This is a genomic window from Fibrella aquatilis, from assembly GCF_017353255.1.
GTDB lineage: Bacteria > Bacteroidota > Bacteroidia > Cytophagales > Spirosomataceae > Fibrella > Fibrella aquatilis.
The window spans coordinates 518,633-535,613 of record NZ_JAFMYU010000001.1 but is presented as its reverse complement, the minus strand read 5'-3'; the positions used below and the strand labels follow the sequence as shown (position 1 = coordinate 535,613).

The following is a 16,981-nucleotide window of genomic DNA, read 5'->3' as shown; positions in this document are numbered from 1 at the left end:
GACCTTGAATCAACTTAAGAAGATTGTTCTAGTGGCCTGTCACCCTGAGCCTGTCGAAGGGCCTGCGGCGCGTAGCCTAGAGCGCGAAGCCGCCACCGCACAAACATTGCAGAATGGTAACGCTGGCTTAACAGGTGTTTCACCCGTTTTTAATCCCTTTGCACCCACAAAACTCACGTTGTCTTTCATGAACAAACGATTACTGCTTCCCTCGGTTATCATCCTCCTTGTTTGTTTTTTTGCGGGTAAAACGGCCGCGCAGACTACGCAGGCCTCCATTTTTGGGGTCATCACCGAAAAACAAAAAGCGCCGCTGCCGGGGGCTACCGTGCAGGTTCGCAACGAATCGACGGGCTTTTCAACGGGCACCATCACCAACGCCGAGGGCGAATACACCTTCAAGGAACTGCCATTGGGTGGCCCCTACACCGTTCGGGTAACCTACGTGGGCTACGGCGAACAAAGCCGCAAGGGCTACATGCTCAACCAGGGCGATGCCGTACGGGTGAGCCTGACCATGCAGGACGACGGCCAAACCCTCGACGTGGTGCAGGTGGTGGCGTCGGGCCTGAAAAACAAGATCGACAACATCGGCGCGGCCACGGCTATTTCGGCCAAATCCATTGCCGCCCTGCCCGTTAATGGCCGCAACTTCACCACCCTCATTGACCTCTCGCCCCTGAGTCGCGGGGGGAGTATTTCGGGGCAGTTGGGGTCATCGACCAACTACACCATCGACGGCATGACGGCCAAAAACCCGACGTCGGCGGGGTCGACTACCTCGCGGAGCGGGGCACCCTATTCTATTTCTATTGAGGCCGTGCGTGAGTTTAAGGTCGTTACCAACCAGTATGACGTGATTTACGGACGTACGGGGGGTGGGCTGGTGAGCGCCGTGACCAAAGCGGGTACCAACCGCCTGAGTGGCAGCATTTTCAATTACACGCGGGCCAACTGGCTGTCGAGTTCCTTCGACATTCGGGGCAACAAGCGCGTGGCCCCGTTTTCCACCAACCAGTTCGGCTTCTCGCTCAGTGGGCCGATTATTAAAGACAAGTTGCACTTTTTTGTAGTCTGGGATCACCAGCAGGATTCGCGTCCGCTGCTCATCGCCGACGTGCAGACCCCCCTCGACGAGACCCGCCTGAACGTGACCCGCGCCACCCTCGACCGTTTCGTGAGTATTGCCCGCAGCAAATACGGCACTGCCGATTCGCCACAGTATGGGTCGTTCAACAAAGTGCGGGCGTCCGATGCCGCCTTTGCCCGGATCGACTGGCAGATCAACGCCAACAACCTGCTCACCGTCCGCGACAACTACACCAACGACCGCAACCCGCTGGGCCTCGCCGACAATACGACGATCAACATTTTTGAGTCGTACGGCAATGATTACAACGTCGACAACAGCCTGCTGGCTACGTTGCGCAGCACCATCAGCCCGCGGATTACGAATGAGCTGAAACTACAGCACCTGTATACCTACCAGAAAAGCAGCCCCGGCGGCCAGCTTCCCGAAGCCAACATTCCCCGGAACATCGTTGAAAATATTGCCTCAACCATCGACGGGGTGAGCCGATCGACGAATATTCAGATGGGCGGGCACCGGTTTGCGCAGGAAGGCTTTACCAACAATGTAGTGCAACTGGTTGATAACCTGTATTATAATACCGACAAAATTCAGTACACGTTTGGCGTCGATCTGCAATACACCCACGCCGAATCGCTCTACGGCAGCGAGGTAAACGGCCGGTTTCACTACACCGTCGATGCCGCCGCCGGACTAACCGCACTTGATAAATTCGAGAAGCTCCAGCCCTACCGTTACTACCGGGAAGTACCCCTCATGGCCGACCCTACCGTTACGGGCAGCACCATCAACGCGGGTATCTACGGGCAGCTAACGACCAAACTGACCCCCGGCCTGGAAATGACCGCCGGGCTGCGGTTCGACTACGCCCATTACCCCAAAGCCCAGTTTAACCAACTGGTTTATGACGAGCTTAAACTGCGGACCGACAATGAACTGAAATCGTTTGTGGCGCAACCCCGGCTCCAGTTTACCTGGGACATTGGCGAAAAACACACCCATTACGTCCGGTTTGGGGCGGGCATTTTTGCCTCAGATCTCAACAACTACGCCATTATCAACAACCTGACCTTCGACGGCAAGCACCTCGCCACCGTCGATGTGCGGGGAGCGAACGTACCCACGCCTAATTTTGCTGCCTATCGGAACAACTACGCTAGCATTCCGTCGCTGGCCCAGTTTCAACTACCTACCATCAACATGACCGGGGCCGATGCGCAGGTGCCGGTGCTGTATAAAGCCAACCTGTCGTATAGCCGCTATCTCACCGACAAGCTGCGCGTGGGAATTGCCGGTTACGCCTCGCTGGCCCGACACAACTATGTCTATGTAGACCGTAACATGGCCGCCGATCCTTTCTTCCGCCTGGCTAATGAAGACAACCGGGGTGTGTATGTGCCCCTAACCAGTATGCCCACCAATGGTGCCGGCGACTGGCTACAGGGCCGAATCAGCCCCAAACTGGGTCGGGTCCTTGAGTTGACCAGTCAAGGCATGGTGAACCAGTTTGCCGTGGTGGCCGATGCTACCTACCAGTATTTCCGCGACGGCGAAATCACTGCCAGCTATACCTGGAACGACACCAAAGACAACACGTCGTACAACGGCAACGTGGCCAACACGGCTACCCTGGTGCTGCCCGTGAAAGACGACCCACGCAACCTGAGCAACCTGACCTACTCTGATAATCAGTTTCGCAGCAAAGTGGTGATCTACGGTACGGCCCCGTCGTTCTACGGAGTTACGGTAGGCGTACGGTATTCGGGCATTGGTGGTACGCGTTATTCACTGCTGTCGGGTGCCAATACCAACGCTGATTTTGTGGCGACCAACGATCTCGCCTATGTATTCGATAGGAATGGCGAAGGCGTGCCCGCCAACGTGAAATCGGGCTTGCAGGCCATCCTCGACAACCCCAACGCCAGCCAGAGCATCAAAGACTACATCAACGCCTATTCGGGCAAGATTGCCGAACGCAATGGCGGTATCAACGGCTTTTACGGTATCATCGACGTGCGGGCCAGCAAACGGTTCCGGCTATTCAATACCAGCTTCCTCGATTTGTCGGTTGATATTTTCAACCTGGCCAACCTGTTCGACCGGAACAGCGGCACGTTCCAGACGCTGAATACCCAGGCGCTGTACACGCTGGGTATTCCCGCTACGGCTACAACGCCGATAGTGCCCGGTTTCGACAAAGCTAACCAGCGGTTTGTGTACCGTGTCAATACGGCCGGGGTGGTTACGCCGTCGGGTGATCCGTTTCAGCTACAGGTAGGTGCCCGCATTGGATTCTGATGTTGGCGAGGAAGCAACATCTCGCCTAACTTGCCGGTTGTTCTGTAAGACAGGAATTTTTTTGGGACAGGATTAGCAGGATTTCAGGATTTACAGGATTTCCTTTTTACTCTAACTATCTGCTGTAGAGCAAAGAAAAATCCTGTCAATCCTGAAATCCTGCTAATCCTGTCCCAAAAAAATCTTCATCAGAAAAGACAATCACGCAACCTGTTATCTATGCTATATCCGCTTACGTTCACGCCTATTTTCAAAGACAAAATCTGGGGCGGCCACAAGATTCAATCTATTCTGGGTAAGGATTTCTCGCCCTTGCCCAACTGCGGCGAGACCTGGGAAGTGTCGGGGGTGCCGGGCAATATTTCGGTGGTGAAAGAAGGCGCGCTGGTAGGGGAGACCCTTCAGGCCGTGCTGGAGAAATACAAAGAGCAGTTGGTGGGAAAACACGTCTACGAGAAGTACGGCAATGAATTTCCATTGCTGGTGAAGTTCATCGACGCCAACGACGACCTCAGTATTCAGGTACACCCCAATGACGAACTGGCCAAAAAACGGCACAACTCATTCGGCAAAACCGAGATGTGGTACATCATGCAGGCCGACGCGGGGGCAAAACTCAACGCCGGTTTCAACCGCGAGGTGACCAAAGACGAATATGTCAAAGCCGTTGCCGACAACACCATCACCGACATCCTGAACATTGAGGAAGCCCATCCCGGCGACGTGTTTTTTCTGCCCGCCGGCCGGGTGCATTACATCGGGAAAGGGCTGCTCCTGGCCGAGATCCAGCAAACGTCAGACATCACGTACCGCATCTACGATTTCGACCGGAAAGACGATAAAGGCCAAACCCGCGAGCTGCATACCGAGCAAGCCGTTGATGCCATCGATTACCACTACTACGGCGACTATAAAACGCAGTACGATAGAAAGTTAGACGAAAGCGTTAACGCCGTTACGAGCGACTATTTTGTGACCAACGTGCTCCACTTCGACCAGGAAGTGATGCACGATTACACGCACTTGGACTCCTTCGTGATCCTCGTCTGCGTGGAAGGTGCTCTCACGGCCCAAACAGCCGGTGGCTATTCCTTTACCCTAAAAATGGGTGAATGTGCCCTTATCCCCGCCTCCATCCCCTCCGTCACGCTCATCCCGGAAGGGACCATGACCGTGCTGGAGTCGTATGTACCTTAAGGAGAGAGCCAAGAGATAAGAGCCAAGAAACAAGAAGGGCTTCGCTATAGGCAACTGTGTCCTTTGGCGAGGCCCTTCTTGTTTCTTGCCTCTTATCTCTTAGCTCTCTGCTCTCTGCTCTTAATCTTCCGGATACGGAATGTACACAAAGCCCGTGAATTCAGCGAGGACCACGAAGAGGCAGCAGTACTCATCGGCGTTTTTGTAGTTCTCGCGCCATAGCTCAACAGACTCAGGGGCAATGAGTTGGCGCTCGATAAACTCATCGACGTAGGTGGCCTTGTAGGTTAGTGCATTGTCCATGTTGCCCTTGCTAAATAGCAGTTGCCCCACGGCCACGTCGGTATTGGAGGCCACAAAAACGGGATAATCTGAGAAGCCGCGCTTGCGAATCTGGTAGGAAGCCTCCTTCAGCGAATCGGCCACCTTCACAAAATCCGCCGACACAATGCCCATCAGTTTCCGGTTCAGATCGGGCGAATTCGCATCGTCCATCAGGACGTTTTCGTTGCTATGGTTTATCATAAGGGAGTTTACTGTTTTAAAACCTCCCCGCACCCAGGATCAGGGCCAGGTCTTTGTAACGCATGTTGAAGGTGCGGGCAATGTGGAGGTTGGTGAGGGTGCCTTTGTGGCAATAAACGCCCTTCATAAACCAGCGGTTTGCATAAAGCATGGCCTCAATGCCGCCAATGGTGCCGGTTTGCAGCAAAAACGGCAGGAAAATATTGCTCAGCGCCATGCTTGCCGTGTGGGGCACCCGCGCCGCAATGTTGGGCACGCAGAAGTGGATCACGTCATGCACGCGGAAGACAGGGTGCTTGTGCGAAGTCATCCGCGAGGTCTCGAAGTTGCCACCCTGATCAATGGCCACGTCGATGATGACCGAGTGGGGTTTCATGCGGCTCACCATGGTGTCGGTTACCACCACGGGGCTGCGGCCATCGTCGCCCCGGAGGGCGCCAATGACCACGTCAGCGCGTTCAATGGCCTCCGAGAGCGTGTCTGAATCCAAGATAGAGGTATAGACCGACGTGCCGATGGCGTATTTGAAGCGCTGTAGTTTATAGAGGTCTTTGTCGAAAATCTTGATGTCGGCACCCAGTCCGAGGGCGGCGCGGGTGGCAAATTCAGCCACGGTGCCCGCGCCAATGATAACCACTTTGGTGGGGGGCACGCCCGTAATGCCGCCCAGAATGATGCCCCGGCCGTTGGCGCTGCTGAGGTATTCGCCCGCAATGAGCAGCACAATACTACCTGCCATCTCGCTCATGGACCGAATCACAGGCAGGCCCTCGGCTTTGTCTTCGATCAGCTCGTAGGCGATGCCGGTAACGTTGCGGTCGTTCAATTTTTCAAAATAAGACCGCTCGTGGGCGGGCAGGTTCAGGGCCGAAATGAGCGTGGTGCCCTGCTTGAGGTGGTTAAACTCCTCGTCGACCAGCGGCTCTATTTTCAGAATCAGGTTGGCTTCGTAGACTTCTTTAGGCGAATACACAATGTGTGCCCCGGCTTCGCTGTAGTCGCTGTCGCTGAATTTGGCACCCACACCGGCACCGGTTTCTACCCGCACCTCGTGGCCGTTGCGCACCAGAATGGCCACGGCTTCGGGCGTGAGCGCAATGCGGTTTTCTTGCAACGACACTTCTTTAGGCAACCCAATGAGCAGGCTGCTTTGCGTGGACTTAACCGCCGCCGACAATTCTTTTGGGTAGAGCGCTGTCTGTTTCGCTAGTTCTTCAAATCCTGTCACAGGCCTGATGGAGTAGAGGGTGTTTGTCGGGGTTGGGTGCTAACTGAGCACTGTTTTTACGGTTCTGGTTCCGTCCTGATCAACCGTTAAGTCAATGAGGTAATAGGAGGCGGGCCACAGGCTGGCAATGCGTTCGGGCCACTCTATAAGGCAATACTGCCCCGAATCGAGGTATTCGTCCAAGCCAATATCCAGGGCTTCGGCTTCATTGCGCAGCCGGTAGCAGTCGAAATGATACACCGACTCGCCGGTTTGGGTAGTGTATTCGTTTACCAGCCCAAAGGTGGGGCTTTGCACCACACTCACCACGCCCAGCGCCCGACAAATAGCTTTGATCAGGGTCGTTTTGCCTACGCCCATCTCGCCTTCAAACAGCCAGACATGTTCCGGCCCGGCTTCGGCAATGAGCTGCTGCACCACAGCGTCAACTTCGGTCAACTCGGTAAATGTAGCCGTCATGATTCTGCACGTTGATGAAGGTGCAAAGATAGCCATTACGGCACCAAAAGGCCATTCTACCCTGAAACATGCGTTACAGGGTAGGACTGAACAACTGCCCGAACGTAAAGGCGAAGGATGTGGGGCCATGATCGTCCAGCGAACGGAGGCGTTCCTGCGCCTCCTCGACGGTGGGGATGTGGCCGACGGGTATCCACCAAAGTGCCATGTAGGCGGTGGGGTATTTGATAAACCACTCGCGTCGCCGCTTCATGAAAGCTACATGTTCCGACTGGAAGGCAAACGCTTTGAGCGTATCGACGCTCTCCCAAACCGACATATTCACAATGTCGAGTTCATCGCCGAAGGGATGAAAGTCGGTCGCGTTATTATTGTCGCCTTTAAGCCGCCAGACAAAGCCGACGCTGCCTTCGGCCAGGTCGTTGATGGCATCGAGGTTGTTTTTGAAATCGGCAATCTGCGGGTCGTCAATCGGAGCCAGCAAACGGCCAATGTTGATTTGGGCGAGGTGGGGCATTTTTCAGTCTACTGTTTTCTGTTTATGGTCTTTAGTTGCGACAATTCGCACCAGGTAAAGACATCACAATATAGGCAGGGTGTGGTCTTGGCCCGGTGCGAATTGTCGCAACTAAAGACCGTAAACAGAAAACAGTAGACTAAAGACTCATTTTTTAAGGTAGCCATTCAAGGCTAGCCAGTCGCCGAAACGGTCAATCCAGGAATCGGTGGGCAGATTCTGTTTACGCATACCAAATCCGTGTCCCCCTTTGAGGTAGATATGCAGTTCGGCTGATTTGTTGGCGGCAATCCAGTCGGTATAGAGTTTGGTGCTGTGCGGGGCCAGCTTGAGCTGATCGTCGGAGGCGGCGCACACAAACAGGGGGGGCGCATCGGCTGGAACTGCCTGCCTGGCAATGGCTCCCGTGCCTAAGTAGGGGTAGATAGGAGCCAGAAAGTCAGGGCGATTGGCGGAGGTATAGTCAAAGCCTACGCCCATGGTGACGGTGCCACCCGCCGAAAATCCCATTAGCCCAATCCGGTCGGTACGGAGGCCAAACTCGGCGGCATGGCTGCGCACGTAGGCAACGGCCTGCTTGCCGTCGGCAATGGCCAGGGGTATAACGGGGGCGTTTTCCTCATCAAGCTTGTTGAAGTCCTGCATCTTCGCCATCAGCTCGGCAACGGGGTCGCTCGTCAGGCTCCGCACCACGCGGTATTTGAGTACAAACGCCGCTACGCCTCTGTCATTTAGCCATCTTGCTACGTCTGTGCCTTCTGAATCAATCGAGAGCGTATGAAAAGCCCCTCCCGGAGCCACCACTATGGCCGTGCCTGTAGCTTTTGCCGGGTTGGGCAGATAGACAGTCAGCGTTGGGGTAGCTACGTTATAGACTACCCGGGTGTTGAACACGTTTTTGGTGTTCTCCGCCTCTGACCACGTCCAGCTTTCGGAACCCGGAGCTTTGCCTTCATACAGCGAAATCACGCGCTGAGCCTGTGCGGTTGCATTAGCTAACAGGGTAATCAATATACTGATAAACAAGCGCTTACGCATAAAGAAGCGATATTTTTTTGGGGCATGGTTAATCTTCGATAATGGCGACGGCCCGTGTCCAGCCCGCGCTGCCGCCTTTGATTTTGGCCGGAAAGCAGCTCACCTTAAACCCAAACGGTGGCAGCTGATCCAGGTTGGCCATTTTTTCGATCTGGCAATATTCTTTCTCCCGACCCACGTAGTGCGCCGCCCAGATCACGCCCGGACGCGGGTTGCTGAAATAGTCTTCGGCCTGAAGGTGCAGCGGAATGTCCCAGCCCCAGCCGTCGGTTCCCATCACCCTGATTCCCTGATCTATGAGCCAGTGCGTGGCTTCGGCAGAGGCACCAACGTGAATTTTCACGAAGTCGTCGTCATGCAGGCGCTTGTCGGCGTCGCAGCGAATCAGCACAATGTCGAACGGCTTGAGGGTGTAGTTGATGGCCGCCAGTTTCTCCTGCACGTCGGCGGTGCTGAAGCAGTAGCCGTCGGGTTTGTCGGTGAAATCGAGCACGACCCCATCGTGGAAAAACCAGTCGAGCGGCAACTCGTCAATGGTGCGTGACGGTTTGCCCTCGCAGGTGGGGAAGTAATGCCAGGGGGCATCAACGTGGGTGCCGGCGTGGCTGGTCACAGACAGGAACTCGCCAGCCGGGCCGTTGCCTTCCAGAAACACGTCGGCGGGGGCATTGCCAAACAGTTTTGATCCCATTTTTTTCGCACCCTCCTTGTGGTCTTCGTAGTCGATCCGGGTAGGTAGCGGCTCCTTGATCTCGTCGGAGATCGTAACAGATAAGTCAATCAGTTTCATGTTCTTATGTATTTTGGATTGGCTTCGCGGAGTTAGAAATCCGCAATCCCAAATCTGCAATCCCAAATCAAATAGGCGCTGCCATAGCCCCTAGTGTTTGGCCCATGGTGCGGCCAATGTTGACACCTTCGGGCAATTTGCCCTGCCAGTCGAGTTGTTCCCACTCGCCAATCTGCGCCGATACGTCGACCACCAGTTTACAGCGGTCGAAACGGCGGGCCATAAACTGGGCGAAGACCGTTTCCAGGTCATCGTGCTTGCCCAGTAGTTCACCCAGCACTACCGCATCTTCAATGGCCAGCGAGGCCCCCTGCCCCAACTGCGGAATGGTGCCATGCACGGCATCGCCGATGAGCAGCACCCGGCCTTTATGCCAGGGCTTGGGCACCAGAATGGTCTCCAGCGGGCGACAGATCACCAGTTTGGGGTCGGTGATCTGGTCGATGAGGTTGGCAATGACCGGGGCGGGGTACTCGGACAGATGGGCTTTCAGGCGCGGTACCAGCTGTTCTTCGGGGATAAAGAAGTCGTCACCCTCGGCCGTTACGCAGAACATATACATCCGGTCGTGGGTCATGGGCACCAGGCCCACTTTGGTTTTTCGGCCAAAATACATCAGCGCATTGTCCAGCTCGGCAATCCGGTCGAAGGCGTAGCGCCAGACCGACTGACCCGTGTAGCGGGGTTTGTAGACATCGCCGAAGAGCAACTGGCGCACCCTGGAGTTGATGCCGTCGGCCCCCACCACCAGGTCATAGGTGTTGGTGGAACCGTCTGTAAACGTGACGCTTACGCCCTCGTCTGTTTCGTCAAAGGCAGTCACGGTCAGGCCCATGCGCAGGTTTACCCCGGCTTTTTGGGCACCTTCGAAGATCACCTCGTGCAGCACCCGGCGCGAGATGCCGTTGTGGGCGGGCAGGTGGCCCAGTCCGGGCGTCCCCGATATGCCGATGGGCGTGCCGTCGGCCAGGCCCATGTTGAAGTGGTGGTAGGGCGACCCCTGCCGGATACATTCGTCGGCCAGACCCAGGGTGTCGAGTGCGCGCAGGGCGTTGGAGGGCTGGATGATGCCCACGCCGTAGACGTTGTATTCCTGGTTTAGCTCGACCAGGTCCACCTCGAGACCAGCCATGCGCAGGGCTACCCCGGCCGACAGGCCACCGATGCCCCCACCCACGATGAGTGCTTTTTTCATATTTAGCTCGTTTAAGAAAAAGGGTTTAGTAGTTGGTTGATCATACAACCTGGTTTCGTAAGATGCCAATGCCCTCGATCTCCAGCTCGACCACGTCGCCCGGCTCCAGGGGGCGGTGTACCGAAAAGGCGTTTTCGATCAGGCTGCCCCAACCCACCGTGCCCGACCCCAGCATGTCGCCGGGCATGAGCGTCACGCCGTTTTCCGAAGCCCGCGCCAGCATCTGCTCGAAATTGTAGAAGGCCGTTTTGTAGTTGCCCTCGCAGATCGTCACACCGTTGATGCGGCTTTGCATGGTCAGGTCAAACCGGTCGGTAGGGCCATGAGGAAAGCGCAGCGGGGCGGCAAAGTCGGCTTCAGTAATGGTGCAGCGGTAGGCTTCCATCTCGTCGGCGGTGACGATGCAGGGACCAATGGCGTTGGCGAAATCTTTGCCTTTGTGCGGCCCCAGTGGCACTTCCATTTCGCGTTTCTGAATGGCCCGCGCCGTCCAGTCGTTGAATATGGTGTAGCCGAAGATGTAGGAATGGGCCTCCCCCACCGGAATGTCGCTGCCTTTTTTCCCAATCACGCAGGCCATTTCCAGTTCAATATCCATACGGGTTTCGGTGACCGGACGCTTAATGTCATCGTCGGGGCCGTAGATCGCCTGATGGTTGGTGAAGTAGAAAATGGGCATCTCGTACCAGGCCGCGCCAATGGTATGCCCAAACGAGCGCGAAGCATTGAGCATGTGCATCTCGAAGCCAATATAGTCGCGAAAACTGCGCGGGTTGGGCAGCGGAGCCAGCAGCTTCACCGCATCAAGCAGGTGCGTAGCAGCAGCACTTTGCCAGCTATTCTGCTGAATAAGAGCCGAATACGTTTCATAGCCATCAATAAACGACAGCATATCGACGGGCAGTGCCCCGCCGCTAACAAGGTGCATATCGACCACGCCCGGCGATGCATCCTCGGTATTGGTCAGCCAGCCAGCACGGGCCAGGCCATCAGGATTTTGGAAAGTGACGAGCTTCATGGAAATGATTTGGGATTGGGGATTGCGGATTGGGGATTTCGGATTGCGGATTGGGCTGACGCCGGAGTACGCCTGCGTCAGCCCAATCCGAAATCCGAAATCCCCAATCCGCAATCCTGTTGCGTCAGCCCAATCCGCAATCCGAAATCCCCAATCCCAAATTCTTCTTATATCGTTTCACCCGCAAGTCGGCCTGGGCCTGGTGTGCGGCGAAGTTTTCAATGGCGCAGAGACGCGAGCAGTACTCACCGATGAGGGCGCTGGCTTCGGGGGTGCGGATTTCCTGATAGGTGCAGGTTTTCAGGAACTTACCCACCCAGAGGCCACCCGTATAGCGGGCTGCTTCGCGGGTAGGCAGCGTGTGGTTGGTGCCAATTACTTTGTCGCCGTAGGCCACGTTGGTTTTGTCGCCCAGAAACAGGCCGCCGTAGTTGGTCATGCGGTCCAGAAACAGGCGCGGGTTGTCGGTCATCACCTGCACGTGTTCCGAGGCAATCCGGTCGGCTTCCGAGATCAGTTCGTCTACCGTATCGACCAGAATCACCTGCCCATAGTCGCGCCAGGCTACGCCCGCCACGTCGGCGGTGGGCAGCGTTTGCAACTGCCGATCAATTTCGGTCTGAATGCCATGGGCAATCAATGCGCTGGTTGTCAACAAGATAGCGGGTGACGTTGGCCCGTGTTCGGCCTGGCCAAGCAGGTCGGTGGCGCAGGTTTCGGCGTCGGTGGTATCGTCGGCAATGATGAGGGTTTCGGTTGGTCCGGCAAACAGGTCGATGCCCACTTTGCCGTAGAGCTGCCGTTTGGCTTCGGCCACATAGGCGTTGCCTGGCCCCACCAGCATATCTACCCCTTGTACGGTTTCGGTGCCGAGGGCCATCATGGCCACGGCCTGCACGCCACCCAGGAGATAAATTTCGTCGGCACCGGCAAAGTGCATGGCTGCCACGGTAGCCGCCGGAATTTCGCCCTTGATGGGCGGTGTACAGGCAATCACGCGCCTGACACCCGCCACCCTGGCCGTGAGTACGCTCATGTGCGCCGAGGCCACCATGGGGTAGCGACCACCCGGCACGTAGCAGCCCACGCTGTTGACGGGAATATTTTTATGCCCCAGAATCACGCCCGGCAGCGTCTCGACCTCCACGTCGCGGATGGCCTCGCGCTGAATCTGCGCGAAGTTGCGAATCTGCGTCTGGGCAAAATGAATATCGTCGATCACCTGCTGCGGCAGCGTGGCAATGATGTCGGTGATTTCGTCGGCCGTCAGCCGGAAACTCGATGGCGACCAGCCATCGAGCCGGGCCGAGAAGTCGCGCACGGCGGCATCACCCCGGGCGGCCACGTCGGCCAGCATGCCTTCCACAGTAGCCCGCACCTGCAAGTCGGCCCCGGTCGATTCGGCATAGGTAATGCCCTTTTTAAGTTGCTGAACCATAAGGATTTTGGATTGGGGATTTGGGATTTCGGATTGGGGATTGGGCTGACGCAACAGGATTTTGGATTGGGCTGACGCCGGAGTACGCCTGCGTCAGCCCAATCCAAAATCCGCAACCGCAGCGGCGGACCGCCAAAATCCGAAATCCATTAATGGTATTGCTTCACACGCCTATCGCTGATGATTCCTTTCCAGTTCATGCCGAAACCAAAATCGTAGGTGTGGCCTTCCGAATCGCGGTAGCAGGGTACATCAAACGGCACGTCTTCGGCCTGTTTTTCCACCCCGCTCATGCTGGCGGGCATCTGCATGGGCAGCAACGCCGACGGCTCTGCCTTACCCGACAGGATATCCAGCACCGCCTGATCCTGCACGTTGAAACTCACCAGCAGCGCGTTGGCATCACCTTCAAACTCACTGAACACCATTGGGTTAGATACGTTGATCACCACCAGCACGGGCTTGCCGTTCATCTGCTGGCGGGTGTCTTTCACCAGTTGCACGTCGGTGATGTTGCGCGTTTTCACGGTCTTGCCTTTGTACGACCGGTTGGTGAACGTCTCCATTGGGTCGCCCCCGGCCAGGCTGGTTTCGCGGGCGTCGGTGGCAGTGTAGTCGGCATATTGCAGGCTGATGGGCAGGTAGCCGTTACCGCCTTTTTTCAGGTCTTCGGCGTCGTAGCCGATGCCGCTTTTTGGGTTCTCGATAAACACCAGCGCCACGTCGGCTTCGGCGGGGTTGTCGGTCACGCGGAAATACTTTTTCACCAGGTCTATGTTCACCGGGTAGTCGGTGCTGGCGGGGGTTTCCATACCCAGGAAATTGCGACTAGCAGCCACAAAGCGTTTGGGCACGTAAACAGTTTTACCCGCCGCCAGGGGCAGCGCATTCGCCTTGTTTTTCAGCATCACCACCGACTTCACCTGGGCCTCGTAGCCCGCCTTCATGAAGTCGGTGCGGCCCACGGTCTGGCTTGTTTCGGTGGGGTTGAGGTACGGGTTTTCAAACAGCCCCACCCGGAATATATTCCGCAACAGCCGCACGGCAGACTGTTCCATCCGCGTCCGCATGGCCTTTTCGCCGAGGTCTTTTACGCCCATCTGGTAGGCCGCCAGCACGGGTAGTTTGTCGTTGTTACCGCCAAACTGATCTACGCCCGCCATCAGAATTTTGTAGTGCCGTTCGGCCAGCGACAGTTTTTCGACACCCCACGATTTCCCGTCTACGAACGAGTCCATTACTTTGTGGTCGCCCGTGACGTTCCAGTCGGTGCAGACCACGCCATCGTAACCGGCCTGTTTGCGTAGTAGATCGCCAATGATGTAGCGGTTGTAGTTGTTGGCTACGTTCTCGCCGTTTTTCGTATCCTGGTTCCACGAAATGGTATAGTACGGCATCACGGCCGCCGCCATACCCGTTTTGCCGTTTAGTTTGAAGGCCCCGGTCTTGAACGGGATCATGTGCTGCGCAAAATTCTTGCCGGGGTAAACGGCGTATTTCCCGTTGGCGTAGTGGGCATCGCGCCCGGCTTCGCCCGCGCCGCCACCCGGCCAGTGTTTCACCATCGCATTCACCGACCCGAAGCCCCAGCCCCCGGCCACTTCATTGGTGCTCATAGACGTCTGGAAGCCGTTGCAGTAGGCCCGCGCCATAGCCGCCGACAGCGTTGGGCTTTCGCCAAAAGTACCCTCAAAACGGCCCCAGCGTGGCTCAGTGGCCATATCGACCTGGGGTGAGAGGGCCGTGGTGATGCCCAACGCCCGGTATTCGGCGGCGGCAACCTGACCAAACTGCTCCACCAGATCGGGGCTGAACGTGGCGGCCATACCCAGCGACGACGGCCACATGGAGATGCGTCCGCCCGCCGCCGCGTTGTACTCGGCGCGGGCCACGGTGCCGTGGCGTGGGTCCGAGCTGTTGTTGGCCGGAATGCCCTTGCCCACCCCCTCGCAGTAGGCCTGGAGCTTGTTGTTCCACTGCGCGGCAATAGCCGGTGTCTGCACCGACGTCAGCAGCACGTGCCGCAGGTTGTCTTCTTTCAGGAATCTCTGCTGCTGATCGGTCAGGTCGCTGGGGTCGATCTCGCCTTCCTTGAAAGGCTTGCCACCATACGTACCGGCAAAGTAGCCCCCCGCCCGCGCCGGAATCGACTGGTGCGACGAGTAGAGCATCAGCCCGGCGATCTCCTCGACGGTCAGTTTCCGGGCCAGGTCAGCCGCCCGCTTATCCACCGGTAACCGCCAGTCTTCGTAGGCATCGAGCGTACCATTCCGGTTCAAGTCTTTAAACGCCAGCCCGTTGATGGTCAGCAGTTTAATACCCGACTCGGCAGAGTAACCCAGCGTTTGTCCGCCCGGATTTTTAACAATACGGTGTGTACCTGCGGTGGTCTCGGTCCATTTTTGTTGCGCCACCGCAGGCAGCAGGCCCAGGCAGGTGAGCGTGGTCAGGAGGGTTGTTTTCATAGGGCTAGGCATACAGTTTCTTCGCAATCCAGTCATACATATTAAACGTCTTTGTGAAGTCGTCGATCTGGCAGTGGGCCGAGCCGCTTTCTTCTTTCGGGACCACTTCCAGCACGTGTTCGCAGGTGAGGGCAGCATCCAGTTTATAGGCATTCTCCACAAAATTCTGCCGGTCGTCTTCGCCGTGGAGGATGTAGGTAGGCATTGAAATTTGGTCAGCTACGTCATCCAGTGCGAATTGTTTGAGCCGTTCGCGGGCATCGGCCATGTTGTCGGCCCCCACAATATGCTGCACGATTTCGGCCAGCGGGTGGGTGTCGGGCCGGTTTTTCCAGATGTCGTAGTAGCTCCACACGGCTCCGAACACCATGCACACTTTAAACCGAGGCTCGAAGGCAGCACACCGGGCCGCCATGTACCCCCCCATCGACACGGCTCCAATGCCAATGCGACTCGTGTCGACGTGGTCGCTCAGGTTGTCGATTGCCCAATCTAGGACTGCCGTTCCCGCCACGTTGAAATCGTAGCGCGTCAGTATATGGTTGACGCGCAGGGCATAGCCCTGTCCGGGACCATCCATTGCCAGCAGCGCAATACCCCGTTCGTTCAGGTGCTGCGAGATGCCGAAGTAAAGCTCTTCGGCAAGGCTGTCCAGCCCACCGAACATAATCATCAGCGGAGGATGTTGAACCCCTGCTGGAGCAAACAGGTAGCCCGGCAAAAAACTGCCTTCAAAGGGCACCTGCACCTGCACGGGCTTTTGCTCGAAGTGCTCGATAGCCTGCTGAAATGCCTCCCGTGCTTTCAGGTAGGTCGGCATTTTGCGGGGGTCGCTCGGCTTCAGAAAAAACTCGGCCGTGCGGAGGTAGTTGAACGCCCGCAGCATCGAGCGCCGGGCCGTAACGAAGTTGCCGTTGTCAAGGGCCGCCTCGCCAATACCAAATACCTTATTGCCCATGTTGACCCAGGCATGGTGAAAACTCTCGTTGTCGCCGGGCGTAATCTGCCCCGCCACTTCCAGGCATTCGGCAAATTCGCCACCGCCATAGTGCGCCTGCGTCAACGCCCGGTTAACCTGATACGAGGGCATGTACTGCCCAGGAAAATAATGCCACATAGTGAAGGATTTGGGATTGGGGCGGTCCGCCGCTGCGGTTGCGGATTTCGGATTGTTGCTGACCGCACCGGCGGACCGGCCAGAGCAAACCCATGCCGCACCGGCGGACCGGTCAGCCCAATCCGAAATCCCCAATCCGAAATCATTTAAGTTTTCGTTTCGCCGCCGTGATTGACGCGACAATAATTGACAACAACTCGTTACCCTCTTTCCAAAGCGGACCAACGCTGCTCCGTTTGGCTTCATCAAGACCCACTGTGAACTCAAGCCAAAACATGGTCTCATCCAGCTCCTCTTCCACAATTTCTAACTTGTGTTTAAAATCAGCGGGTGATTTACCGCGACAAGCCGCCCGATAATTGGCTGCTGACGATGGGCCACAACGAACAATCTGATTACGTACAGTTCTGAACCCTGGTGACTCAGGCAGATATTCCGCAAAACGCACAATATCAATCGCGTATAGTTTCAGTCTATCCTGTAGGTCTTTGGGAGTCATGGGGATATTTTAATTTCGGATTGGGGATTGCGGATTTCGGATTGGGCTGACCGGTCCGCCGGTGCGGCATGGGTTTGCTCTGGCCGGTCCGCCGGTGCGGTCAGCAA

Annotated in this window: 14 protein-coding genes; 2 read left to right on the top strand and 12 right to left on the bottom strand. The window is 56.6% G+C overall.

The features are described 5' to 3' along the window. Nucleotides 1-187: 187 nt before the first annotated feature. Nucleotides 188-3,388, top strand: coding sequence for a TonB-dependent receptor (locus J2I48_RS02300; protein ID WP_207333747.1), 3,201 nt, complete (start codon nt 188-190; stop codon nt 3,386-3,388). Between the two features lie 219 nt (nt 3,389-3,607). After that, a complete protein-coding gene (locus tag J2I48_RS02295) occupies nt 3,608-4,585 on the top strand; it encodes a type I phosphomannose isomerase catalytic subunit (RefSeq protein WP_207333746.1) in 978 nt (325 codons plus the stop codon). Between the two features lie 120 nt (nt 4,586-4,705). Here J2I48_RS02295 and J2I48_RS02290 read toward each other — a convergent pair whose 3' ends face one another. The 12 genes from J2I48_RS02290 to J2I48_RS02235 all read right to left on the bottom strand — a co-directional run bounded on the left by J2I48_RS02290 (nt 4,706) and on the right by J2I48_RS02235 (nt 16,874). Next, entirely contained in the window at nt 4,706-5,110 is a 405-nt protein-coding gene (locus J2I48_RS02290) for a hypothetical protein (protein ID WP_207333745.1), read from the bottom strand. 16 nt (nt 5,111-5,126) lie between these two features. Then, nucleotides 5,127-6,338, bottom strand: coding sequence for an alanine dehydrogenase (locus J2I48_RS02285; protein ID WP_207333744.1), 1,212 nt, complete (start codon nt 6,336-6,338; stop codon nt 5,127-5,129). Nucleotides 6,339-6,377: 39 nt separating this feature from the next. Next, on the bottom strand, nt 6,378-6,797 hold the full coding sequence (tsaE, locus tag J2I48_RS02280) for a tRNA (adenosine(37)-N6)-threonylcarbamoyltransferase complex ATPase subunit type 1 TsaE (RefSeq protein WP_207333743.1): 420 nt from the start codon (nt 6,795-6,797) through the stop codon (nt 6,378-6,380). A gap of 73 nt (nt 6,798-6,870) precedes the next feature. Further along, nucleotides 6,871-7,314: a DUF3291 domain-containing protein gene (locus tag J2I48_RS02275; protein ID WP_207333742.1), complete on the bottom strand. Its 444-nt coding sequence runs from the start codon at nt 7,312-7,314 to the stop codon at nt 6,871-6,873. 147 nt (nt 7,315-7,461) lie between these two features. Next, on the bottom strand, nt 7,462-8,352 hold the full coding sequence (locus J2I48_RS02270) for an alpha/beta hydrolase (protein WP_207333741.1): 891 nt from the start codon (nt 8,350-8,352) through the stop codon (nt 7,462-7,464). A gap of 28 nt (nt 8,353-8,380) precedes the next feature. Then, the gene (locus J2I48_RS02265; RefSeq protein WP_207333740.1) at nt 8,381-9,142 is read right to left on the bottom strand and encodes a cyclase family protein; all 762 of its coding nucleotides are present in this window, start codon (nt 9,140-9,142) and stop codon (nt 8,381-8,383) included. Between the two features lie 67 nt (nt 9,143-9,209). Next, nucleotides 9,210-10,337: an FAD-dependent oxidoreductase gene (locus J2I48_RS02260; protein ID WP_207333739.1), complete on the bottom strand. Its 1,128-nt coding sequence runs from the start codon at nt 10,335-10,337 to the stop codon at nt 9,210-9,212. 40 nt (nt 10,338-10,377) lie between these two features. Continuing rightward, the gene (locus J2I48_RS02255; RefSeq protein WP_207333738.1) at nt 10,378-11,355 is read right to left on the bottom strand and encodes a fumarylacetoacetate hydrolase family protein; all 978 of its coding nucleotides are present in this window, start codon (nt 11,353-11,355) and stop codon (nt 10,378-10,380) included. A gap of 124 nt (nt 11,356-11,479) precedes the next feature. Then, entirely contained in the window at nt 11,480-12,793 is a 1,314-nt protein-coding gene (gene hisD / locus J2I48_RS02250) for a histidinol dehydrogenase (RefSeq protein ID WP_207333737.1), read from the bottom strand. Nucleotides 12,794-12,942: 149 nt separating this feature from the next. After that, nucleotides 12,943-15,258 (bottom strand): glycoside hydrolase family 3 protein, encoded by a 2,316-nt coding sequence (locus J2I48_RS02245; RefSeq protein WP_207333736.1) that lies wholly within the window; start codon nt 15,256-15,258, stop codon nt 12,943-12,945. Nucleotides 15,259-15,262: 4 nt separating this feature from the next. Continuing rightward, nucleotides 15,263-16,375 (bottom strand): alpha/beta hydrolase family protein, encoded by a 1,113-nt coding sequence (locus J2I48_RS02240; RefSeq protein WP_207333735.1) that lies wholly within the window; start codon nt 16,373-16,375, stop codon nt 15,263-15,265. A 142-nt stretch (nt 16,376-16,517) separates the two neighbouring features. Continuing rightward, complete coding sequence (locus J2I48_RS02235; protein WP_207333734.1) at nt 16,518-16,874, bottom strand: four helix bundle protein; 357 nt, start codon at nt 16,872-16,874, stop codon at nt 16,518-16,520. Nucleotides 16,875-16,981: the final 107 nt, after the last annotated feature.